The 21394-nt window shown below is 71.1% G+C and carries 18 protein-coding genes; 12 read left to right on the forward strand and 6 right to left on the reverse strand.

What is annotated here, in order from left to right:
• Positions 1-298 precede the first annotated feature (298 nt).
• Complete coding sequence (locus ACZ6ZP_RS02610; RefSeq protein ID WP_469405280.1) at positions 299-1768, reverse strand: APC family permease; 1470 nt, start codon at positions 1766-1768, stop codon at positions 299-301.
• A gap of 227 nt (positions 1769-1995) precedes the next feature.
• Between ACZ6ZP_RS02610 and ACZ6ZP_RS02615 the strand changes: the two genes are divergently transcribed.
• Positions 1996-2598: a TetR/AcrR family transcriptional regulator C-terminal domain-containing protein gene (locus tag ACZ6ZP_RS02615; protein WP_351159659.1), complete on the forward strand. Its 603-nt coding sequence runs from the start codon at positions 1996-1998 to the stop codon at positions 2596-2598.
• A 72-nt stretch (positions 2599-2670) separates the two neighbouring features.
• Here ACZ6ZP_RS02615 and ACZ6ZP_RS02620 read toward each other — a convergent pair whose 3' ends face one another.
• Positions 2671-5682 (reverse strand): bifunctional [glutamine synthetase] adenylyltransferase/[glutamine synthetase]-adenylyl-L-tyrosine phosphorylase, encoded by a 3012-nt coding sequence (locus ACZ6ZP_RS02620; protein WP_366462684.1) that lies wholly within the window; start codon positions 5680-5682, stop codon positions 2671-2673.
• 118 nt (positions 5683-5800) lie between these two features.
• Between ACZ6ZP_RS02620 and ACZ6ZP_RS02625 the strand changes: the two genes are divergently transcribed.
• The 3 genes from ACZ6ZP_RS02625 to ACZ6ZP_RS02635 all read left to right on the forward strand — a co-directional run bounded on the left by ACZ6ZP_RS02625 (position 5801) and on the right by ACZ6ZP_RS02635 (position 7304).
• Positions 5801-6313 (forward strand): pyridoxamine 5'-phosphate oxidase family protein, encoded by a 513-nt coding sequence (locus ACZ6ZP_RS02625; RefSeq protein WP_351159664.1) that lies wholly within the window; start codon positions 5801-5803, stop codon positions 6311-6313.
• A 69-nt stretch (positions 6314-6382) separates the two neighbouring features.
• Complete coding sequence (locus tag ACZ6ZP_RS02630) at positions 6383-6814, forward strand: VOC family protein (RefSeq protein ID WP_351159667.1); 432 nt, start codon at positions 6383-6385, stop codon at positions 6812-6814.
• A gap of 55 nt (positions 6815-6869) precedes the next feature.
• A complete protein-coding gene (locus ACZ6ZP_RS02635) occupies positions 6870-7304 on the forward strand; it encodes a VOC family protein (RefSeq protein ID WP_361462854.1) in 435 nt (144 codons plus the stop codon).
• 126 nt (positions 7305-7430) lie between these two features.
• On the opposite strand, the gene ACZ6ZP_RS02640 is transcribed toward ACZ6ZP_RS02635, so the two are convergent.
• Entirely contained in the window at positions 7431-8792 is a 1362-nt protein-coding gene (locus tag ACZ6ZP_RS02640; protein ID WP_160504710.1) for a glutamine synthetase family protein, read from the reverse strand.
• A gap of 298 nt (positions 8793-9090) precedes the next feature.
• Here ACZ6ZP_RS02640 and ACZ6ZP_RS02645 point away from each other — a divergent pair, with 298 nt between their 5' ends.
• Together ACZ6ZP_RS02645 and ACZ6ZP_RS02650 are read left to right on the forward strand one after the other, a co-directional pair.
• Positions 9091-9756: a DUF3105 domain-containing protein gene (locus ACZ6ZP_RS02645; RefSeq protein ID WP_351159689.1), complete on the forward strand. Its 666-nt coding sequence runs from the start codon at positions 9091-9093 to the stop codon at positions 9754-9756.
• On the forward strand, positions 9753-10376 hold the full coding sequence (locus tag ACZ6ZP_RS02650) for a DUF305 domain-containing protein (protein ID WP_469405283.1): 624 nt from the start codon (positions 9753-9755) through the stop codon (positions 10374-10376). Before ACZ6ZP_RS02645 ends, ACZ6ZP_RS02650 begins: the two co-directional genes overlap by 4 nt.
• A 128-nt stretch (positions 10377-10504) precedes the next feature.
• On the opposite strand, the gene ACZ6ZP_RS02655 is transcribed toward ACZ6ZP_RS02650, so the two are convergent.
• Positions 10505-11476, reverse strand: coding sequence for a hydroxyacid dehydrogenase (locus ACZ6ZP_RS02655; protein WP_469405775.1), 972 nt, complete (start codon positions 11474-11476; stop codon positions 10505-10507).
• A 347-nt stretch (positions 11477-11823) separates the two neighbouring features.
• Between ACZ6ZP_RS02655 and ACZ6ZP_RS02660 the strand changes: the two genes are divergently transcribed.
• The 4 genes from ACZ6ZP_RS02660 to ACZ6ZP_RS02675 all read left to right on the forward strand — a co-directional run bounded on the left by ACZ6ZP_RS02660 (position 11824) and on the right by ACZ6ZP_RS02675 (position 16652).
• On the forward strand, positions 11824-12678 hold the full coding sequence (locus ACZ6ZP_RS02660) for an ABC transporter permease (protein ID WP_351159693.1): 855 nt from the start codon (positions 11824-11826) through the stop codon (positions 12676-12678).
• A gap of 92 nt (positions 12679-12770) precedes the next feature.
• Entirely contained in the window at positions 12771-13634 is an 864-nt protein-coding gene (locus tag ACZ6ZP_RS02665; RefSeq protein ID WP_351160653.1) for a carbohydrate ABC transporter permease, read from the forward strand.
• Positions 13635-13755: 121 nt separating this feature from the next.
• On the forward strand, positions 13756-15393 hold the full coding sequence (locus tag ACZ6ZP_RS02670; RefSeq protein ID WP_351159696.1) for a type 2 periplasmic-binding domain-containing protein: 1638 nt from the start codon (positions 13756-13758) through the stop codon (positions 15391-15393).
• Between the two features lie 194 nt (positions 15394-15587).
• Positions 15588-16652, forward strand: a complete 1065-nt coding sequence (locus tag ACZ6ZP_RS02675) for a LacI family DNA-binding transcriptional regulator (protein ID WP_351159699.1) — start codon at positions 15588-15590, stop codon at positions 16650-16652.
• A gap of 644 nt (positions 16653-17296) precedes the next feature.
• Here ACZ6ZP_RS02675 and ACZ6ZP_RS02680 read toward each other — a convergent pair.
• Entirely contained in the window at positions 17297-18121 is an 825-nt protein-coding gene (locus tag ACZ6ZP_RS02680; protein WP_468613754.1) for an alpha/beta fold hydrolase, read from the reverse strand.
• Positions 18118-18768 carry a DUF998 domain-containing protein gene (locus ACZ6ZP_RS02685; protein WP_361462964.1) on the reverse strand — a complete coding sequence of 217 codons (651 nt, stop codon included), beginning with the start codon at positions 18766-18768 and terminating at the stop codon, positions 18118-18120. Before ACZ6ZP_RS02685 ends, ACZ6ZP_RS02680 begins: the two co-directional genes overlap by 4 nt.
• A 302-nt stretch (positions 18769-19070) precedes the next feature.
• On the opposite strand from ACZ6ZP_RS02685, the gene ACZ6ZP_RS02690 reads away from it, so the two are divergent.
• Together ACZ6ZP_RS02690 and ACZ6ZP_RS02695 are read left to right on the forward strand one after the other, a co-directional pair.
• Positions 19071-19556, forward strand: a complete 486-nt coding sequence (locus tag ACZ6ZP_RS02690) for a hypothetical protein (protein ID WP_469405286.1) — start codon at positions 19071-19073, stop codon at positions 19554-19556.
• A 175-nt stretch (positions 19557-19731) separates the two neighbouring features.
• A complete protein-coding gene (locus ACZ6ZP_RS02695; RefSeq protein WP_383818417.1) occupies positions 19732-21375 on the forward strand; it encodes a multicopper oxidase family protein in 1644 nt (547 codons plus the stop codon).
• Positions 21376-21394 lie beyond the last annotated feature (19 nt).

Genomic DNA, 21394 nt, shown 5'->3' on the forward strand with positions numbered 1-21394 from the left:
TCGTTGGTTGGTTGCGGTCAATGCGGCCCGGCGGGGCTCTCCCCAATCCCGCCCCTTACCGAAACTGGGGCTCCGCCCCCAGACCCCGCTCCTCAAACGCCGGAGGGGCTGAAAGACATGTCCGGACCGGCGGGAAATCTCAGCCCGTCGTGGGGGTCCCCCCTGCTCTTCAAGAGCTTGGGGGAGTTTGAGGACGAACTCGGCGAAGCCGGTGATGACGGCACGCAAGGCCCCCGCGCCAGAGCGGGTTTTCGGGAAGGGGTGGGGTTGGGGACAAATCAGTTCGGCTCAGATCGGCTCAGTTCGGCTCGCTGGCGAAGCCCTCGTACACCTCCGGACGGCGGCGGCGCAGCCGCATCGCCAGGGCCAGGCCCAGGACGAACACCGCCGGGGCCACCCCCACCAGGATGGTGTTGACGAACGGACTCGCCCCGGTGAAGACGTCGATGTGCGTGGCGACCAGGACCAGCGCCACGCTCAGCAGCACCGTAGCCACCACCGGCGCGACCACCGTCCGCAGCGCACCCTCCGCATGGGATATGCGCCGGAAGTAGAAAGGCACCGCGATCGCCGCGATCAACTGGAGCGCCAACAGACCGATCATCCCGGGGGTGTTGACCCACAGCAGCAGCTGAGCGTAAGGATCAGCGCCCGCCGCGGCGAAGGCGACGACGACCACCGCCCCGAGCACCGTCTGCGCCGCCCCCGCCAGATACGGCGACCGATGCCGCCCGTGCACCCGCCCGAGCGCCTTGGGCAGCACACCCTCCTCCGCGAGCCCGAGCGTGTACCGGTTGATCGCGTTGTGGAAGGCGAGCAGTGACGCCAGCACGCTCGTGACGATCAGCACGTGCATCAGGTCCGCGGCCCAGCCGCCCACATAGGTGGTGATGGCCGAGAAGAAGAGGCCCGCCGGGTCCGATCCCGCCGCCTTGACCACGGCCTCGTCGCCGAAGGCCTGGATCACCGTCCAGACGACGAAGGCGTAGAAGAGCCCGAGGAACGCCACCGCGATGTACGTCGCGCGCGGCACCGTACGGTCCGGATCGCGCGCCTCGCGGCGGTAGATGACGGTCGACTCGAATCCGGTGAACGCCGCGAAGGCGAAGGCGAGTACGGCGGCCGTGCCGGGGACGAAGACGTTGTCCGGGGAGAAGCCGTCCAGGCTCAGGCCCTCCGCGCCGCCTCCCTCGACGAGGACGCCGCCCGCGAGCAGCACCAGGATGCCGGTCTCGGCGACGAGCAGTACGCCGAGCAGCTTCGCGCCGAAGTCGATCGAGCGGTACCCGGCGTACCAGACCAGGAGCAGCCCGGCGAGGGACACCGGGAGCCAGGGAACGTCCGCGCCGAACAGGGCGTGGGCGGTGTCCTGCGTGGCGGTGCCCAGGAGTCCGTAGACGCCGATCTCCATGCCGTTGTAGCCGAGCATGGCGAGCAGGGCGGCGGCGATGCCCGCGGGGCGGCCGAGGCCGCGCGTGATGTACGCGTAGAAGGCGCCGCCGCTGCGGACGTGGCGGCTCATCGCGGTGAATCCGACGGCGAAGACGGCGAGCGTGATCCCGGCGAGCAGATAGCCGACGGGTGCGCCGATGCCGCCCAGGGAGATGGCGATGGGGGCGACGCCCGCCATGACGGTGAGCGGGGCGGCGGCCGAGACGACGAAGAAGGCGATGTCGGCGGTGCCGAGCGAGCCGCTGCGGAGCGTGGGCTCGACGGTGTCGCGGGTGTCGCGCACGGATGGCGGCGGCTCTGGGGAGGTGACGGACATGCGCAGGGAAGCCCTTCTGCGGCGGGCGGGGGCAGGGAGCCCCGGGGTCGAGGCGGCGGGGATGGGGCCACCCGACCCCGAAACCTAAAGGCTTTCGGTTTCGGCAATGTAGCCTCTCGTCAGGCTTTCGGGAAGGCCTCGCCGCGGAGTCCGCCTTGGACCTCGCCGCGGACTCCGCCACGGAGGGCAGCAGGCGGGCAGCCGAAGAGAATCGGGGATCAGGAACCATGGGACGGCCGCGCACCCCCCTGCTCGACAGGGACCGCATCACGACGACCGCGCTCGCCCTCGTCGACGAGAAGGGCGACTTCAGCGTCCCGCAGATCGCCAAGCGCCTCGGCGCGCAGACCGGCTCCGTCTACCACCACGTGGACGGCCGCGACGGCATCGTCGAGCTGCTGCGGGAGCGGGTGAGCGACGCGATCGACACCGCCACCCTGGACCCGCGCCTCCCCTGGGACGACGCCCTGTCCGCCTGGGCCCGCTCCTACCGCGCCGCCTTCGCGGCCCACCCCAAGGTCATCCCGCTCCTGATGACCTCACCGGTGCGCGCACCACGCGTACTGGAGCAATACGAACGCGCGGTGACGCTGCTGATCGACGCCGGGTTCGCCCTCGCGGACGTCATGCCGGTGATCATCGCCCTGGAGAACCTGGTGCTCGGCTCGGCGCTCGACCTGGCGGCGCCGGAGGCCATGTGGGAGCTGCCGGACGAGACGGCGACGCCCGCGCTCGCACGGGCCCTGGACGCGGTGCCGCGGGGCCGCGCCGACCGCGCCTTCGAGCTGGCGCTCACGGGGTTCCTGGCGCACGCGCGGACCTTGCTGTAGCAGGACCGTGCTGGAGAAGCCCCTGGAGAGACGGGCCCCACGCTTCGTGGAAGCCCCTGGCCTACGCGGCACCTACGCCCCGTAGAACCTCTCCTCCATCACGGCCCGCGCCCTGCGCGTGATCCGCCGGTAGTCGTCCAGCATGTCCCCTACGTGCCCGGGGTCGTACCCCAAGTACCGCCCGACCGCCGCGAGTTCGCGTCCGTCCGAGGGGAACGTGTCCCCGGCCCGGCCGCGCACCAGCATCACCGCGTTGCGCACCCGCGTGGCGAGGACCCATGCCTCGTCCAGGATCGCCGCGTCCTCGGTCGGGATCAGTTCGGCCGCGCAGGCCGCCGCGAGGGCCACCCGGGTGCGGGTGGTGCGCAGGCCCGGTTCGACCCAGCCGTGGGTCAACTGCATGAGCTGGACGGTCCATTCGACGTCCGAGAGGCCGCCGCGGCCCAGCTTCGTGTGGAGGGTGGGGTCCGATCCGCGCGGCATGCGCTCGGCCTCCATGCGGGCCTTCAGGCGGCGGATCTCGCGGACCGCGTCCTCGCCCAGGCCCTCCGCCGGATAGCGCAGCGGGTCCACGAGGTCGATGAAGGCGCGGCCCAACTCCGCGTCACCGGCGACCGGTTCGGCCCGGATCAGGGCCTGGGACTCCCAGACCAGGGACCAGCGGCGGTAGTAGGCCTCGTACGAGGCGAGGGTGCGCACCAGCGGTCCGCTCCTGCCCTCCGGGCGCAGATCCGCGTCGATCAGCAACGGCGGGTCAGCGCTGGGGAGTTGCAGAAGCCTGCGCATCTCGGAGACCACCTGGGAGGCCGCCTTCGCCGCCTCCTGGTCGCTCACGCCCTCGCGCGGCTCGTGGACGAAGAGGACGTCCGCGTCCGAGCCGTAGGCCAGTTCGTGGCCGCCGAAGCGGCCCATGCCGATCACCGTGAACCGCACCGGCAGCGTGTCGCCCCAGCCTTCGCGGACCACCGCGCGCAGCGTCCCGGCGATCGTTGCCGCCGTGAGGTCGGAGACCGCGTCGCCCACCCGGTCCACCAGCTCGCCGGGGTCCGCCGCGGCGGGGCTCTCCTCCGTGCCGTACGAGCCGATGATGTCGGCCGCCGTCGTGCGGAACAGCTCGCGGCGGCGGACGCCGCGCGCCGCCGTCACCGCCTGTTCGGCGCCGTCCGCGCGGCCCACCGCGGCCAGGACCTCCTGCTCCAGGTGGGCGTGGTCGCGCGGTTCGAGGCCGCGCTGGTCGCCGAGCAGGGCCACCGCTTCGGGGGCGCGCAGGAGCAGGTCGGGAGCGAGGCGTCCGGCGGACAGGACGCGGGCCAGGTTCTCGGCGGCCGCGCCTTCGTCGCGCAGGAGCCGCAGATACCAGGGGGTCTTGCCGAGCGCGTCGGACACCTTGCGGAAGTTCAGGAGACCCGCGTCGGGGTCCGCCGAGTCCGCGAACCAGCCGAGCAGCACGGGCAGCAGGGTGCGCTGGATCGCCGCCTTGCGGGTGACGCCCGAGGCGAGGGCCTCCAGATGGCGCAGGGCGGCCGCGGGGTCGTGGTAGCCGAGGGCGACCAGGCGGGCGCGGGCCGCCTCCGTGCTCAACCGGGTCTCGACGGGGGCGAGTTGGGCCACGGCGTCCAGGAGCGGGCGGTAGAAGAGCTTCTCGTGCAGACGGCGCACGACCGAGGTGTGCCGCTTCCACGCGCGGTTCAGCTCGGTGATCGGCTCCGTGCGCATGCCCAGGGAGCGGCCGATGCGCCGCAGGTCGGCGTCGTCCTCGGGGATCAGGTGGGTGCGCCGCATCTTGAACAGCTGGATGCGGTGCTCCAGGGAGCGCAGGAAGCGGTAGGCGTCGTCGAGCTGGACCGCGTCCACGCGCCCCACGTAGCCGCCGGCCGCGAGTGCCTCCAGGGCCACCAGGGTCGAGCCGCTGCGGATCGAGGTGTCGCCGCGGCCGTGCACCAACTGCAGGAGTTGTACGGCGAATTCGACGTCCCGCAGGCCTCCGGGGCCCAGCTTCACCTCGCGGTCGACCTCGCCCGCCGGGATGTTCGCCACGACCCGGCGGCGCATCTTCTGCACGTCGGGCACGAAGTTGTCGCGCTCGGCCGCGTGCCAGACGAGGGGTGCGAGGGTGCTGACGTACTCCTCGCCGAGCGCCAGGTCACCGGCCACCGGGCGGGCCTTGAGCAGCGCCTGGAACTCCCAGGTCTTGGCCCAGCGCTGGTAGTAGGCGAGGTGGCTGCTGAGGGTGCGCACCAGGGGCCCGTTGCGGCCCTCCGGGCGGAGGTTGGCGTCGACCGGCCAGATGGTGCCCTCGACCGTGGTCTCCGAGCAGATCCGCATCATGTGCGAGGCGAGCCGGGTGGCGGCCTGGATGGCCTTGCCCTCGTCGGCCGCGTCCGTGCCGCCTGTGCCTTCTGCGGGTTCGCCGACGAAGATGACGTCGACGTCCGACACGTAATTCAGCTCGTGACCACCGCACTTGCCCATCGCGATGACCGCGAGCCTGCACCGCGCGGCGTCCGCGGGCGCCGCCGCCTGGGCCATGGCGAGCGCGGCGCGCAGGGTCGCCGTCGCCAGGTCGGCGAGCTCGGCGGCGGCCTCGGCGACGTCCGTCGTGCCGCAGACGTCACGGGCCGCTATGGCCAGCAGGCAGCGGCGGTAGGAGACGCGCAGCGAGACCGGGTCGGTGGCGTCGGAGAGCCCGTGCTCGAACTCCTCGACGCCGGGGTGCAGGTCGGCGAGCTCGTACGTGACCAGGGCACGCCAGTCGCGGGGGTGCCTGGCCAGGTGGTCGGCCAGGGCCTCGGAGGCGCCGAGCACGCCGAGCAGCCGGTCGCGCAGCGGCTTGGCGCTGACCAGGGTGTCGAGCAGCTCCCGGCAGCTGGTCTCGTCGGGCTGCCCCTCGACCAGGCGTACGAGGCCGAGGAGCGCCAGGTCCGGGTCGGCGACGGCGCCCAGGGCGTCGAGCAGCACCGGATCGCTGCGCACCGCGGACAGCTCGGGCGCGTCGAGGAGCCGTTCGGCGGTGGACGGATCGGTGAAGCCATGCCGCAGCAGTCGCGTGAACGTGCTGCTTCTGCGCCCTTGCGGCACCGTCATCCCCGCGCCTCCGTTCGATCATTCCTGGCCCGAGCCTACGGCCTGACCGATGAGTTCTGCCCGCGTGCGCGGTCCATCCTTGGACGGGAACATTGGTGTCGGCGTCAGGAGGCGGACCATGCCGAGCAGGGAACCGCGTACGGAACTGGATGCCCGGTACAGCAGTACGGGAGCGACGGCGACCCCGTGGGCGGACGCCGTGCGGCAGCTGAAGTCGGCCGAGCTCTTCTGGATCTCGTCCGTGCGTCCCGACGGGCGCCCGCACGTCACGCCGCTGCCCGCGGTCTGGCTGGACGGCGCGCTGCACTTCTGCACGGGCCCCCAGGAGCGCAAGGCACGGAACGTGGCGGCGAACCCCGAGGTCGTGCTGACCACGGGCGTCAACCACTGGGACAAGGGCCACGACCTGGTCGTCGAGGGCGCCGCGGTCCGGATCACCGACGAGGCCAGGCTGCGGCGCCTGGCGGCGGCGTGGGAGGAGAAGTACGGCAGCTTCTGGCACTACGAGGTGCGGGACGGCTGCTTCCACCACGGGGCGGGCCACGCGTACGTTTTCGAGGTGGCCCCTCGCACCGCCTTCGGCTTCGGCAAGGGCGAGCCGTTCAGCCAGACGCGCTGGCGCTTCGCGTGACGCGCCCTCGCTCGACGGAACTCGGCGTACAACTCGACGGACGACTCGACGGGCAAGGAGACACACCTGATGGACTGGACTCTTGAAGTGGTGACGGTCCCTGTCGCCGACATGGACCGCGCGAAGGACTTCTACGAGAACCGGCTCGGCTTCAAGGCGGACCTGGACACCCCGATCGCGCCGGGCGTGCGCGTCATGCAGTTCACCCCGCCCGGCTCGCGCTGTTCGTTCGCCATGATGTCCGGGATGCCGCCCGCTCCCGGCACCTCGGAGATGGCGCCGGGTTCGCTGCACGGGCTACAGCTGTGCGTGACCGACATCGTGGCCGCGCGGGCCGAACTCGCGGAGCGCGGCGTGGACGTCTCGCCCGTGCTGCACCTGGGTCCCGACGGCTGGGCCGAGGGGACGGGCGGCACCTGGAACGGCTTCTGTTTCTTCACCGACCCGGACGGCAACGGCTGGACGGTGCAGGAGGCTCCGAGTCCGCTTTCGGAGCGCTGAGACGGGGTGTGGCGGAGCGCTGACAGGGGCCCCTCGCCCTGGTGTACTTCGGCCCATGGACTACACACTCGAGGTGATCCCGCTCCCCGTCAGTGACGTCGACCGGGCCAAGGAGTTCTACCGCGACAAGCTCGGCTTCCACGTCGACATCGACCAGGAGGTCATGCCGGGCATGCGCATCGTCCAGCTGACCCCGCCGGGTTCCGGCTGTTCCATCGCCCTCGCCGACACCCTCTGGGACACGATGGACGGCCCGACCCCGGCCCCCGGCTCCTACCAGGGCCTCCAGCTGTGCGTGGCCGACGCGAAGGCGGCGCACGCGGAGCTGACCGCGCGCGGCCTGGAGATCTCGGAGCCGGTGGCGCACGCGCCGCAGGACGGCGGCACGTTCATGTACTTCAAGGACCCGGACGGCAACGGCTGGGCGATCCAGGAGTACGCGGTTCGGGCGAAGACGCCTCTGCGGGACGCGATCGTCAGCGCCCCGTAAGGGGCGCGGGGAACGGCGCGAGCAACCACGAAAAAGCCGCAGGCGCATCTGCCGAGCAACCTGGCAGATGCGCCTGCGGCCCTTCTTTGGGCTGAGCGCGCAGTTCCCCGCGCCCCTTACGGGGCGCTACAGCACCGGCAGGTTCTTCCTCAGCTCGAAGGCCGTGACCTCGCTGCGGTACTCCTCCCACTCCTGCTTCTTGTTCCGGAGGAAGAAGTCGTAGACATGCTCGCCGAGCGTCTCGGCGACCAGTTCGCTGCGTTCCATCAGCGCGATCGCCTCGCCCAGGTTCTGCGGCAGCGGCTCGATCCCCATCGCGCGGCGCTCGGCGTCGCTCAGGGCCCATACGTCGTCGTCGGCGCCCGGCGGCAGCTCGTAGCCCTCCTCGATGCCCTTGAGGCCCGCGGCAAGGAGCACCGCGTACGTCAGGTAGGGGTTCGCGCCCGAGTCGATCGAGCGGACCTCGACCCGCGCCGAGCCCGTCTTGCCGGGCTTGTACATCGGGACGCGGATCAGCGCGGAGCGGTTGTTGTGGCCCCAGCAGATGTACGAGGGTGCCTCGCCCCCCGCGCCCGCCGTGCGCTCCGAGCCGCCCCAGATGCGCTTGTAGGAGTTCACCCACTGGTTGGTGACCGCGGAGATCTCGGCGGCGTGCTTCAGGAGGCCGGCGATGAAGGAGCGGCCCACCTTGGAGAGCTGGTACTCGGAGCCGGACTCGTAGAAGGCGTTGCGGTCGCCCTCGAAGAGGGAGAGGTGCGTGTGCATGCCCGAGCCGGGGTGCTCGGAGAACGGCTTCGGCATGAAGGTCGCGTTCACGCCCTGCTCCAGCGCCACCTGCTTCATCACCAGACGGAACGTCATGATGTTGTCCGCCGTGGAGAGCGCGTCCGCGTAACGGAGGTCGATCTCCTGCTGGCCCGGCGCACCCTCGTGGTGGCTGAACTCGACCGAGATGCCCATGGATTCGAGCATCGTGATCGCCTGGCGGCGGAAGTCCATCCCGACGTTCTGCGGGGTGTGGTCGAAGTAGCCGGAGTTGTCGGCGGGGGTGGGCCGCGAGCCGTCCAGCGGCTTGTCCTTCAGGAGGAAGAACTCGATCTCGGGGTGGGTGTAGAAGGTGAACCCGAGGTCGGAGGTCTTCGCCAGGGCCCGCTTCAGCACGTAGCGCGGGTCCGCGAAGGACGGGGAGCCGTCCGGCATGAGGATGTCGCAGAACATGCGGGCGGTGCCGGGGGCCTCCGCGCGCCAGGGCAGGACCTGGAAGGTCGAGGGGTCCGGCTTGGCGATCATGTCCGACTCGTACACCCGGGCGAATCCCTCGATCGCCGAGCCGTCGAAGCCGATGCCTTCGTCGAAGGCCTGCTCCAGCTCGGCGGGGGCCACCGCGACCGATTTCAGGAAGCCGAGGACGTCCGTGAACCACAGGCGTACGAACCGGATGTCGCGCTCCTCCAGTGTCCGGAGCACGAATTCCTGCTGCTTGTCCATCTTCCGCTTCCACCCATCCTTGCTGGTCAGGCCACCTGCGTCCGCGCCGCGTCCGTACTGTGTCCACGTCTGGGGACACATCGGGGCACATGAGCATCCCACCACACGGTTTCGAGCACGTTGCGGGCCATGTGCCGCCCTGTGCCCATAGTGCCTGCTGATCGGCGCGGCCGTAACAGCGGGCGGCTCAGACTGCCCCTACAGACCGCCGGGCTCGCCCATTACGATCAGCGAACCGCTCCACCTGTTCCGTCACGTGCGTCCCGCCCTTTCCGTCGTTTCCGCCGAAGGACACATCATGGGTTCCGCCAAGAACACGAGCAACGCATCCCGCAAGGCCCGGATAGAGGAGATGCGCAGGGCCGAGCGCGCACGCGACCGCCGTGGCCGCGTCATCACGATCACCCTGAGCGCGGTGGTGGTCGCCGCGCTGGCCGTGGGCGGTGTCGTCCTCTTCCAGAAGGCCGACGACTCCGACAAGGTCGCCGCCGACGGGAAGTCCGCGCCGAAGTTCAAGGTGACCGCGGACGGCGAGAAGGTCTGGGACGCGAAGAAGCTGGGCCGCACGCACGTCACCAAGGACGTCAGCTACTCGATGACCCCGCCGGTGGGCGGTGACCACGACCAGGTGTGGATGAACTGCAACGGCGACGTCTACAAGGACGAGCTCCCGGAGCGCAACGCCGTGCACTCGCTGGAGCACGGCGCCGTCTGGGTGACGTACAACGACAAGGCGAAGGCCGCGGACCTGAAGAAGCTCGAGACGAAGGTCAAGCAGACGCCGTACTCGCTGATGAGCCCGGTCAAGGACCAGAAGGACCCGATCATGCTGTCGGCCTGGGGCCACCAGCGCACGGTGACCGGCGCGGACGACCCGAAGGTCGGCTCCTTCTTCTCGACGTACGTACAGGGCAAGCAGACCCCTGAGCCGGGCGCCGCCTGCACGGGGGGCAAGGGCCAGTGAGGCGGCGTACGTGCTGGGCGGTCGGGGCCGTCGCGGCGGTGGCCGTGGCCGCGGGCGGGATCACGGCCGCGGTCGCCTCGTCGGACGGCTCGTCCGGCACGTCCGCCCCCGCCACGGAGTCGGCCGACGCGGGCTTCGCCCGGGACATGGCGACGCACCACCAGCAGGCCGTGGAGATGTCGTACATCGTGCGCGACCGCACGAAGGACGAGGAGATCAGGCGCCTCGCGTACGACATCGCCCAGACGCAGGCGAACCAGCGGGGCATGCTGCTCGGCTGGCTGGACCTGTGGGAGCTGCCGAAGGTGCCTCAGGGCGCTCCGATGGAGTGGATGGGGATGGGCGACGTGCCGCCGGGCAAGGACGGCGCCCTGATGCCGGGGATGGCGACGAACACCGAGCTCACGAAGCTCGGGAAGCTGAACGGGCGGGCCGCCGAGGTGCGCTATCTCCAGCTGATGATCAAGCACCACAAGGGCGGGATCCACATGGCCGACGGGTGTGTGGACCGGTGCGAGGTGAACGTGGAACGCCGCCTCGCGCAGGGCATGGTGGACTCTCAGGAGTCGGAGATCGAGCTGATGACCGACCTGTTGAAGGCGCGGGGCGCGAAGCCGTGATCTGGCCCGATCGCCGGATGGGCCGGATGTCCGGCCCATCCGGCGCCTGAGGACGAACGCGGCGACGCCGGGAGGACGGCGGCCAAGGCTCCCGCCCGGCCACCCGGCCGCCCGCTCAGGCCATCCGCTCAGGCCATCCGCGGCAACTCCTCCCGCCGGAGCCGCCCCCGCAGCGGCGCCCCCGCCAGGAACCGCTCCACCTCCCCCACCGCGTACTCCCCGAGCCTGCGCACCTCGCTGCCCTGCGCCCCCGCGACATGCGGGGTGACCAGTACGTTCGGCAACTCCAGGAGGGGGTGGCCCGCCGGCAGCGGCTCAGGGTCCGTCACGTCCAGGAAGGCGTCCAGGCGGCCCGCCCCGCACTCCCGGGCCAGCGCGTCCGTGTCGACCAGTGAGCCGCGTGCCGTGTTGATGACGGTGCCCCCGTCCGGGATCAGCTTCAGCATCTGCTCGCTCACCAGGCCCAGCGTCTCCGGGAGTTGGGGCGCGTGGATGCTGACGATCGAGCTGCGCCCGCACAGCTCCGAGAGGTCGACCAGCTCCACGCCGAGCCCGGCCGCCTCCTCCCTCGTGACGTACGGATCGGTGAGCAGCACCCGCCAGCCCACGTCGGAGGCGCGCAGCGCCGCGATCACCCCCCGCCCGATGCGGGACGCCCCGATGACGCCGATGGTGCGGGCGTCCGCACCCGTCCGTTCGGTGAAGGGCGGCCATCCCGCGGTGTAGCCCGCCGCGGCCGACAGGGCGCCCTTCGCCGCGAAGGTGATCGCGGCGAGCGTGTAGGCCACGACGGGTCCCGCGTTCGCGTCGGCCGCCGACGAGACCACCACGCCCCGGTCCCACAGCGCGTCCGTCACCACGGGTTTCACCGATCCGGCGGCATGCACGAGGGCCCGCAGCCGAGGGGCGCAGGCGAGGACCTCCGCCGTGACCGGTGGGCAGTTCCAGCCGGTGACCAGGATCTCCGTGTCGGCGAGCACCGCCCGCGCCTCGTCCCCGGTGAGGGGACCGGCGAGCAGGGCGGGTGCCAACTCCACGCTGCGGGCCAGCCGTTCGCGGATGTCGGGGGCGAACACCCGGTCCGCCACGTCCGCGCTCATGGCGAGCGCGGTGATCGGTGGACCCTTCAACTCTGCCTGGTCTGCCACGCGTGACCATCCCTCGTAGTAACCGGTTACCCAACAGCGCCTGGAGGCTAGGCCGAAGTCGGGACAGCGGTCAAGAGATCGCGGGGTCAAGGGGGTTGACCGGGGTTAGTAACCGCTTTAGATTCCGGTCACCTTGTTCCGACAACGGAGGGGCTGCCGTGTCAGCGGTGACGAAGGAACGGACGGAAACCGAGGCGGTGAAGCCGCCCGGCAAGCGCAGTAACAGGCCAAATGGCAACAAACTCAAGCGTGATGAGCGATGGAAACGGTTTCGCTCCTCGCGAGTCCTGCTGCTGCTCATGGTGCCGGGGGTCGCGTACTTCCTGGTGTTCCACTACGGCGCGTTCATCGGGAACGCCGTCGCCTTCAAGGAGTACGTCCCCTTCGACGGCCTCTGGGCCAGCCCCTGGGTCGGCTTCGAGAACTTCGACCGGATGTTCGGCGACCCGGACTTCTGGCACGCGACCTGGAACACGCTCTTCCTCGCGGTGCTCCAGCTGGTCTTCTTCTTCCCGGTCCCGCTCGGTCTCGCCCTGCTCCTGCACAGCCTGACCTCGGACCTGACCCGGCGCTTCGTGCAGTCGGTGGTCTACCTGCCGCACTTCCTGTCGTGGGTCATCGTCGTCGCCCTGTTCCAGCAGGTGCTCGCCGACACCGGGCTTCTCAACTCCGTGCTCGGCCAGGCGGGTCTGCACTCCGTCGACATCATCGGCAACCCGGACGCCTACCCGGCGCTCGTCGTCGCGCAGGTCGTCTGGAAGGACGCGGGCTGGGGCACGATCATCTTCCTCGCCGCGCTGATGCAGGTGGACGAGCAGCAGTACGAGGCCGCCGCCATCGACGGGGCGGGCCCCTTCCGCCGCTTCTGGCACGTGACGCTGCCGTCCATCCGGCCGGTCGTCATCCTGCTGCTGATCATGCGGCTCGGCGACATCCTCTCCGTCGGTTTCGAACAGATGCTGCTGCAGCGGCAATCGGTCGGCCCCGAGGCCGGTGAGGTGCTCGACACCTTCGTCTTCTGGCAGGGCATCGTCGGCGGCGACACCGGATACGCCGCGGCGGCGGGTCTGTTCAAGGGCGTGGTCGGCGCGATTCTCGTCTTCGCGGCCAACAAGGTCGCCCATCGCCTCGGCGAGCAGGGGGTCTACAAGTGAGCACGAGCACGAAAACCGCCGCGATACGCGCCGGGCGTCCGGCGCGGCCACAGCGCCCCGTCCGCCCCGTCCGCCCCGTCCGCCCCTCCTGGATGGAGAAGCCGAAGCCGGTCACCCAGGTGGCCAAGGCCCTGGCGATCGTCACCATCCTGGTCATGGTCTTCGTGCCGTTCCTGGTCATCGTCTCGACGTCGTTCGCCTCCAACCGCGAGGTCATCGCCAACGGCGGCTGGGTCCTGTGGCCGACGCACCCGACCCTGCGCGCCTACGAGCAGGTCTTCGAGGGCGGCATCGTCACCAAGGCGCTCGGGGTCAGCGCCGGCATCACGATCATCGGCACCCTCGCCTCGCTCGCGTGCACCACGTTCCTGGCGTACGCGCTGAGCCGCCCCAAGGTGTACGGCGGGAAGCCGATCCTCCTGATCGTCCTGTTCACGTTCCTCTTCCCGCCCGGCATGATTCCCGCGTTCCTGCTGGTCAAGGGGATGGGCATGCTGGAGAGCTACAGCGCCCTGATCGTCCCCGTCCTCATCAACGTCTTCAACCTGGTCGTCCTGCGCGGCTTCTTCCAGGGCGTTCCCGAGGAGCTGTACGAGGCGGCGCGGCTCGACGGCGCGAACGACTGGCAGATCCTGTGGCGGGTCGTGCTCCCGCTCTCCAAGGCGGCCCTCGCGGTCGTCGGCCTCTTCTACGCGGTGAGCTACTGGAACGCCTGGTTCCATGCCTCGATCTATCTGGAGTCCGACCACTGGCCGCTCCAGCAGGTGCTGCGCACGTACGTCATGGGCGGCTCGCAGATCGCGGACACCGGCCTGAGCGACGCGTCGAACGTCTCGGCCCCGCAGACGATGCAGATGGCCGTCCTGGTGATCGCCACCGTGCCGATCCTGATCGTCTACCCCTTCCTCCAGAAGTACTTCACCAAGGGCGTGCTCACGGGCGCCATCAAGAGCTGAGCCCCCGCTCAAGCGCCGAGCCACCACTCATGAGCCGAGCCACCACTCATGAGCTGAACCACCACTTCCCAGCACGACTACTCGGTACGTCCGAAAGGTTGACACTGTGTCCGGTTCCTCGATGTCGCGCCGTACGCTGCTGCGCTCCATAGCCGTCGGCGGGGCCGCGGTCGCGGCCCCCTCCCTGCTCACCGCCTGCTCCACCGGCTCGGGCGGCGGCGGTTCGGTCAGCAACGCCAACAAGAAGGCGGCGCCCTGGCCGACGTACACGCCCGCCAAGGGCCCGAAGCCCGACCTCGCGCCCACCGCCGAGGGCGTCCAGCCCGGGTTCACCAAGTACCCGCAGCGGCTGGTCGCCGCGACGGCCGAGAAGCCGGGCACCGGCAAGCAGAAGATCAAGGTCATGACCATCACCTACGGCACCCCGCCGAAGCCGGTCGGATCGAACAAGTACTGGCAGGCGATGAACGAGGCCCTCGGTGTCGAGGTCGAGTTCTCCGTGGTCCCGGACGCGGACTTCCGCTCCAAGATGTCCACCCTGATGTCCGGCGACGACCTGCCCGACATGATCAACTTCGGTGGCGGGTACGTGCTTCCGCGCGAGTCGCAGTTCGTGAAGTCGCGCTGCGCGGACCTCTCGGAGCACCTCTCCGGCGACGCGGTGAACGACTACCCGAACCTCGCCAACATCCCTACGTACGCGTGGGAGGGCATGGGCCGCGTCTCCGGACGCATCTACGGGCTGCCGATCGAGCGCGCCAAGGTGCAGGGCGCGATGTTCATCAACCGCGAGGCCTTCGACAAGGCGGGCTACAAGCCGGGCATGGCGGCGGCCGACTTCCAGACGATGGCCAGGGAGGCCTCGCGGAACAAGAAGTACGCGCTCGGCGCCTCGTCGGTCGGCTTCTTCGGCTACCTCTACCACGCGATGTGGCACGGCGCGCCGAACCAGTGGCAGATCAAGAACGGCAAGGTCACCGACATGTACGGGACCGACGAGTTCAAGGCCGCCCTCGAGTACATGTCCAAGATGCGCAAGGCGGGCTCGTACAACTCCGATGCCACCTCGATCTCCCAGGTCGACCTCAAGACCCAGTTCTACAACGGCACGGTCCGCTCGATGACGGACGGCTGGGGCGCGGCGATCTCCAACGCGCAGGGCATCAAGGACGAGTTCACGCTGGACGCCGCCGTGCCGTACGTGGTGGACGGCGTGACGCCCGTCTACCAGCAGAACCGCGGCTGTTTCGGCTACACCGTCATCAAGAAGGCCTCCAAGGACCGCGTCAAGCTGATGCTGCGGGTCCTGGACTGGCTGGCGTCCCCGTTCGGCTCCAAGGAGTACGAGCTGATGCACTCGGGCGTCGAGGGCACACACTTCGAGTACGACAAGAACGGCGACCCGATCCCCACCTCGCTCGGCCTGGTGGAGAACAGGACGAACCTCCCCTTCGCCTACCTCATGGACGCGCCGCAGCCGCTCTACTTCCCCGGCTTCGCCGATCTCACCAAGCGGCTGCACACCTGGGAGAAGGCGGTGGTGCCGCAGCTGGTCCGCGACGACCACTGGGGCCTGATGTCGGACACGTACAACCGGCAGGGCGCTTCCATGCAGCAGGTCATCGAGGACGGTGTCACGGCGATCGTCTCGGGCCGCAAGAAGCTGTCCGACTGGGACGCGGTCCACAAGAAGTGGCAGGCGCAGGGCGGCGCCAAGGCGCAGGCGGAGTTCGCAAAGGAGTACGAGGCCGCGCACTGATCCGGGGCGGGCGCGGGATGATGGTCCGGGGCGGCTGCCGTGGGGGCAACGCCGCCCCGGACTCGGTCACTTGACCCGGCTACTGCAACTGGCACGTGACCCGGATACTGCTACTGGGCTTGACCCGGACACTGCTACTGGGCTTGACCCAGATACTGCTCCTGGGCCCGGATACTGCTACATGAGGAGACACAGTGGGTGAGCGGGTCACCATCCGCGATGTGGCGGCGCGGGCCGGCGTCTCGGTCGCGACCGTCTCGCGGGTCCTCGCGGGCAACTACCCGACGTCGACGGCGTCGCGCGCGAAGGTGCTGCGGGCCGTCAAGGACCTCGACTACGTCGCCAACGCGCACGCGCGCGCGTTGGCGGGCGCGGGCCGCAAGACGATCGCGGTGCTCATGTTCGAGCTGGTGAGCTCCTTCTACGCGCATGTCGCGCAGGGCGTGGAGATGGAGGCAGCCCAGCGGGGCAGGCTCACGCTGGTCGCTTCGACGAACAGCGATCCGGCCCGCGAGCTGGCCCTGGTGCAGATGATGCGCGAGCAGGCCGCCGAGGCGGTGATCCTGGTGGGCGGCGTCATCGAGGACGACGAGTACCGCGAGCGGATGGCGCGGTACGCCGAGGCGCTCGCGGCGGCGGGCTCCCGGCTGATCCTGTGCGGGCGTCCGGCGCCGGCGCCGGACGTTCCCGCGCTGGTCGTCGAGTACGACAACGAGGCGGGCGCGTACGCGATCACGAGCCACCTGCTCGGCGCGGGCCACCGCAAGATAGCCCTGATCGGCTACCAGCCCGGCCACACCACCGGCGAGGACCGTGTCGCCGGATACCTGCGCGCGCTGGCCGACCACGGGGTGCCGCGCGAGGAGGCGATCCTGCACGGCATCGGGTTCGGACAGAACCACGGGTACGAGGCGATCATGGACCTCCTCAAGAAGGCGGACGGACGGCCGGACTTCACGGCGGTGTTCGCGGGCGACGACAGGGTGGCGGCGGCCACGATGATCGCGCTGCGGGAGTACGGGCTGCGGGTCCCGGAGGACATCTCCGTGGTCGGCTACAACGACGACCCCGTGGCGGCGGACATCACCCCCGGCCTGACGACGGTGCACATCCCCGCGGAGGAAATGGGCCGCACGGCGGTCCGCCTCGCTCTGGCGGGGGCGCCTCGGGCGGGCCAGGAGAGGCATCTGCTGGGTACGCACATCGTGATCCGGGAGAGTGTGCGGGGGCTTCGCGGCAGCGGGGGCGCCACTTCATAGTGGCCCTACGGTATCCCTCCCGGCCCGCGAGGCCGGGGGCGCCGCTGCCGGGCGCCCCGGCGGTATCTCCCCTGCTCCTGCCGCTGCAGGGTGACCCGGCGGTATCCCCTGCTCCCCTGCTCCTGCCGCTGCTGGGTGAGGTGACCCGGCGGTATCCCCTGAACCGCCGCTCCGCGGCGGGTGTCCCCCACCCACCCACCCGATCCCCCGCACCCACCTCTCCCCGAACAAGCCCCCGCCACCCACCCACCCGATCACCCTGCGGCGGGTTCCGGGGGAGCAGATGTTGCCGCTTGGCCGTCCGATTGCGCGTGGCGGGGCCCGGGACTGGTTCTGCCGTCTGCCCACACACCGCCGGGCAATCGGGTGGGCGCGGGAAGAATCCGCCGCGCAGCGGCGGGCCAGATGGGAGCCGCACGAACAGCACACGCGGCAGCGGCAGAGGGTGCCCGCACACCGCCGGGCAATCGGGTGGGTGGGTGGGGAAGATCCGCCGCGCAGCGGCGGGCCAGGCGGGAGCCGCACGAACAGCACACGCGGCAGCGGCAGAGGGTGCCCGCACACCGCCGGGCAATCGGGTGGGCGGGCGGGAAAAATCCGCCGCGCAGCGGCGGGCCAGATGGGAGCCGCACGAACAGCCCGGGTCAGGGGATACCGCCGGAGGCCAGTACCGCCTCCGCCACGGCCCCCGGGGCGTCCCGCATCAGCAGATGCCCCGCAGGTTCCGCGACGCGGAAGGTCGCGTCCAGGGAGGCGGCGAGAGCTCGCTGCCGGGTGAGCCATCTCCTCGCGCCCCCCTCGTACGCGGCGGCGGCGAGCACCGTCACCGGCAACCGCTCCCGAAGGGGGAAATCCCGCCGGAGAGCGGCGAGTTCCAGCGCGGCGTCGCCGTACGTCGCGTACTCCAGCAGCGAACCCCGCAGCACCCTGCTCGCCCCGTAGACCCGCCGCACCGCCTCCGCCGACGCCACGTCACCCCGCACCGCCACCCTCCGCACCGCCGGCCCCAGCGCCCACGGAACCCCCGCCCCGCTCAGCACCGCCCCCACCACCTGCGCCGCCCCCACCCGCGCCCCGCGCGGCACCCGCACCCTCGGCCGTTCCTCGACGCTGGAGTCGAGCAGGACCAGGCCCGACGTGCGCGCCGGGAAGAGGCGGGCGAACGCCTCGCAGTGGAAGCCCGCGAGCGAGTGCCCGACCACGGTCGCCGGTCCGGGAAGGGCCAGCGCGTCCAGGATCCGTACGATCCGCTCGGCCTCGCCCACCAACGTGGGCGGCACGCGCGCGTGCCCGCTCAGTCCCGACCCCGGCCGGTCGAAGCGGACGACCGTCCGCCACGGGGCGAGGCGCTCCACCACCGCGTCCCAGTCGAACCACGCGAGCCCGAGCCCCGCGCTCAGCACGCACACCGGTCCGCTTCCGGCCACCTCCACGTGGTGCGGCACTCCCTCGATCCGTACGAAACTCATCCGCGCCGCACCACCGCACGCGCCAGCAGCCCCAGCCAGACCGCGATCAGCAGCACCTGGAGCCGCTGTCCCACCCCGAGACCCCACGTACCGTGCCCCGCGTCGAAGGCGGCGACGGCCGCCAGGGTCCAGGTGGTGGCGGCCAGTTCGAGGAGGACGAGGAGGAGACCGAAGGGGCCCGCGAGGGAGGGCAGGACCCCGTACCTGCGCGCCGCGAGCGTCAGCGCCACCATCCCCACCAGCGCCCCCGTCACCGCGACACCGCTGCTCACCACGTGCGCCGCGTGCGTGGCGGGCAAGAGCCCCGCCCGCTCTCCGGCCACGCACACCGCGTCGGCGGTCGGCGCGCAGCTCAGCGGCAGCCGGGAGTCGACCGCGGTGGCCGCCCCGAACAGCGCGAGCCCCGCCCACCCGACGACCGTGTCCCACCGACGCGGCAGCAGCCGGCGCGGCAGCCACCGGAGCGCGGCCGCCGCGCCCGCGAGGACCAGCAGCCCGGCGGTCAGGTCGGCCGTGCGGAACAGCGTGCCGAACGGCTGGTCCCGGGCGGCGAGTTCACTGACGTACGAGCTCACCGGCGAGAGCCCCGTCCCGAGGAAGGCTTCGACGATCCACGTGCTGTAGGCGACCGCGCCGAGCGCCAGCAGGAGCGATACGACGCCTGCCGCGCGAGCGGGGCCAGGGCGACGGCGGGGCCCCTCGGGCGTGGTCGGCACGGCGGGGCGGACGGCGCTAGTGATGGCCACCGCCCCCGACTCCGCCCCCGACTCCGCCCCCGCCTTCGCCTCCGACTCCAGCCCCGTGGCGAGTCCGCGGTCCTCGCCGCCTGCCGTCGCTCCCAGCGGGGCCGTTTCGCACCCTATTGCCCACATTCATCATGGGCTCATAATCAGTCGGGTACCGGGGGCCCGCATGTCGTCGAATACCCGCCGGGGGTAAGGTGCCGACCATGGCGACCACGAAGAGATCGGCGAACGGCAGGCAGCTCCTGCTGCTCGCGGCGCTGCTCTTCGGCATCGTGACGATGCATACGCTCGGTCACCCGACGGGCCACGCGTCGCCGAGTCACTCGACGGATCATTCGACGAGCCAGTCCACGAGCCAGTCGACGCGTCACGCAAGCGGGTCCGAACAAGCCGCCGGTCAGCACGAGATGAGCGACGGCGGCCACGCCGACGCCCCCGCGCGGCCACCCCTCGTGGCCACGTCCGCGTCCGCGTCCACGCCCGCCGGCATGGACGGCACGGACCCGCTGTCCGTGTGCCTGGCCGTCCTCGCCTCGCTCACCCTCGTACTGCTGCTCAAGGCAGGAATGCTGCGGCCCGGCGGCTTCGCCGTCCCCGCGCGTCCGCTCGCCCGGCTGCTCGACGGGCTGCGGCCCAATCCGCCGCCGCCCCGCATACTCCTCTCCCACCTCTCGGTGCTGCGCATTTAGGCCGACGCACCGGCTGCTTCGCGCTGCCCGCGCCCGGGCGGAACCCCGGCCATCCCCAGCGATCTCCGGTGGGGATCTCCGGCGACCCCAGGTGGGAACCTCCGGGCCTCGAGCGGTGTATCAGAAGCAGCAGATGCGCCCATCTGCACGCACCACTACGACGAGGTGTACAGCCATGCGCACTCAACCCCTGCGCACCCCTTCGCGCCGCGCCCTGCTCGGCGCCGCGACCGCCGTCGCCGGTTCGGGAATCCTGGCGGCCTGCTCCGGTTCAGGTTCGGACTCCGGTCACGGCGGACACGGCGGCGGCTCCGGACCCAAGGGCTCTCCCGACGCTCCCAAGGGCTCTCCCGGCGCTCCCGAGGGCTATGTCGACCCCGCCGGCAAGGAAGTCGCCGCCGCGGAGAAGAAGCGAGCCGGCGACGGCACGGTCCGCGAGGTGAAGCTCACGGCCGCGGCCGCCAAGCTCGACCTCGGCGGCCGCACGGTCAGGACCTGGGCGTACGGCGACCAGCTGCCCGGCAAGGAAGTCCGCGTCACCGCGGGCGACACCCTCGCCCTCACGCTCGCCAACCACCTCCCCCAGGCCACGTCCCTGCACTGGCACGGCCTGGCCCTGCGCAACGACATGGACGGCGTCCCCGGTCTCACCCAGCAGGACATCAAGCCCGGCGCCGACTTCACCTACCGCTTCGCGGTGCCGCACCCGGGGACGTACTGGTTCCATCCCCACTCGGGCACGCAGCAGGACCGCGGTCTGTACGCACCACTGATCGTCGAGGACCCCAAGGAGCCCTTGCAGTACGACAAGGAGTGGGTCGTCGTCCTGGACGACTGGGTCGACGGGGTGGACGGCTCGACACCGGACGCCGTGCTCGCGCAGCTCCGCAGGGGCATGAGCGGCCACGACATGGGCGGCGGCGAGGGCGGCCACGACATGTCGAACATGTCGTCGGCCAGGGAAGCGTCACCCAAGCCCACCGGCCCCTCCCGCCTGATGACGGGCGCCAGGAGCGACCTGCTGGGCGGCGACGCGGGCGACGTGGCGTACCCCCACTATTTGATCAACGGCCGCACACCGAAGGACCCTTCCTCCTTCAAGGCCCGCCCCGGCGACCGCATCCGCCTGCGCATCATCAACGCGGGCGGCGACACGGCCTTCCGGGTGGCGCTCGGCGGCCACGAGATGACGGTGACGCACACGGACGGCTTCCCGGTGGAGCACGCGAAGACGGACGCGCTGCTGCTCGGCATGGGCGAGCGCTACGACGTCCTGGTCACCGCCGAGGACGGCGCGTTCCCACTGACCGCGGCGGCCGAGGGCAAGAAGGCGACGGCCCTCGCGATCCTGCGCACGGGCGGCGGCGCGGCGCCCGCCCCCGCGACCCGCCCCAAGGAGCTGAAGGGCCGCCTCCTGACGGCGGACAAGCTGCGGGCGGCGGAGTCGGCCGCCCTGCCGGCCCGCAAACCGGACCGCACGATCAGGCTGCGCCTGACCGGCGGGATGGCGAAGTACGACTGGGCCTTCGACAAGAAGCCCTACTCCCCCGGTCAGCGCCACCCGGTCCGCGCGGGCGAACGCGTCCGGCTGGTCCTCGCCAACTCGACGACGATGTGGCACCCGGTCCACCTGCACGGCCACACGTTCGCCCTGGCGGACGCGGTGGGCGGCCCCCGCAAGGACACCGCGGTCATCCTGCCGAGCGGCTCCCTGACGGTGGACTTCGACGCCGACAACCCGGGCCTGTGGATGCTCCACTGCCACAACGTGTACCACTCGGAGGCAGGCATGATGACGGTCCTCGGCTACCGCCGCTGACCGGCGACCCGTGGGGCGC

This window comes from Streptomyces sp. NPDC054047 (genome assembly GCF_055585065.1).

Excerpts from the sequence above, each read along its gene's own strand:
- ACZ6ZP_RS02610 (WP_469405280.1), bottom strand. The coding sequence starts at position 1,768 with ATGTCCGTCACCTCCCCAGAGCCGCCGCCATCCGTGCGCGACACCCGC.
- ACZ6ZP_RS02615 (WP_351159659.1), top strand. The coding sequence starts at position 1,996 with ATGGGACGGCCGCGCACCCCCCTGCTCGACAGGGACCGCATCACGACG.
- ACZ6ZP_RS02620 (WP_366462684.1), bottom strand. The coding sequence starts at position 5,682 with ATGACGGTGCCGCAAGGGCGCAGAAGCAGCACGTTCACGCGACTGCTG.
- ACZ6ZP_RS02625 (WP_351159664.1), top strand. The coding sequence starts at position 5,801 with ATGCCGAGCAGGGAACCGCGTACGGAACTGGATGCCCGGTACAGCAGT.
- ACZ6ZP_RS02630 (WP_351159667.1), top strand. The coding sequence starts at position 6,383 with ATGGACTGGACTCTTGAAGTGGTGACGGTCCCTGTCGCCGACATGGAC.
- ACZ6ZP_RS02635 (WP_361462854.1), top strand. The coding sequence starts at position 6,870 with ATGGACTACACACTCGAGGTGATCCCGCTCCCCGTCAGTGACGTCGAC.
- ACZ6ZP_RS02640 (WP_160504710.1), bottom strand. The coding sequence starts at position 8,792 with ATGGACAAGCAGCAGGAATTCGTGCTCCGGACACTGGAGGAGCGCGAC.
- ACZ6ZP_RS02645 (WP_351159689.1), top strand. The coding sequence starts at position 9,091 with ATGGGTTCCGCCAAGAACACGAGCAACGCATCCCGCAAGGCCCGGATA.
- ACZ6ZP_RS02655 (WP_469405775.1), bottom strand. The coding sequence starts at position 11,476 with ATGAGCGCGGACGTGGCGGACCGGGTGTTCGCCCCCGACATCCGCGAA.
- ACZ6ZP_RS02660 (WP_351159693.1), top strand. The coding sequence starts at position 11,824 with ATGGTGCCGGGGGTCGCGTACTTCCTGGTGTTCCACTACGGCGCGTTC.
- ACZ6ZP_RS02665 (WP_351160653.1), top strand. The coding sequence starts at position 12,771 with ATGGAGAAGCCGAAGCCGGTCACCCAGGTGGCCAAGGCCCTGGCGATC.
- ACZ6ZP_RS02670 (WP_351159696.1), top strand. The coding sequence starts at position 13,756 with ATGTCGCGCCGTACGCTGCTGCGCTCCATAGCCGTCGGCGGGGCCGCG.
- ACZ6ZP_RS02680 (WP_468613754.1), bottom strand. The coding sequence starts at position 18,121 with ATGAGTTTCGTACGGATCGAGGGAGTGCCGCACCACGTGGAGGTGGCC.
- ACZ6ZP_RS02690 (WP_469405286.1), top strand. The coding sequence starts at position 19,071 with ATGGCGACCACGAAGAGATCGGCGAACGGCAGGCAGCTCCTGCTGCTC.
- ACZ6ZP_RS02695 (WP_383818417.1), top strand. The coding sequence starts at position 19,732 with ATGCGCACTCAACCCCTGCGCACCCCTTCGCGCCGCGCCCTGCTCGGC.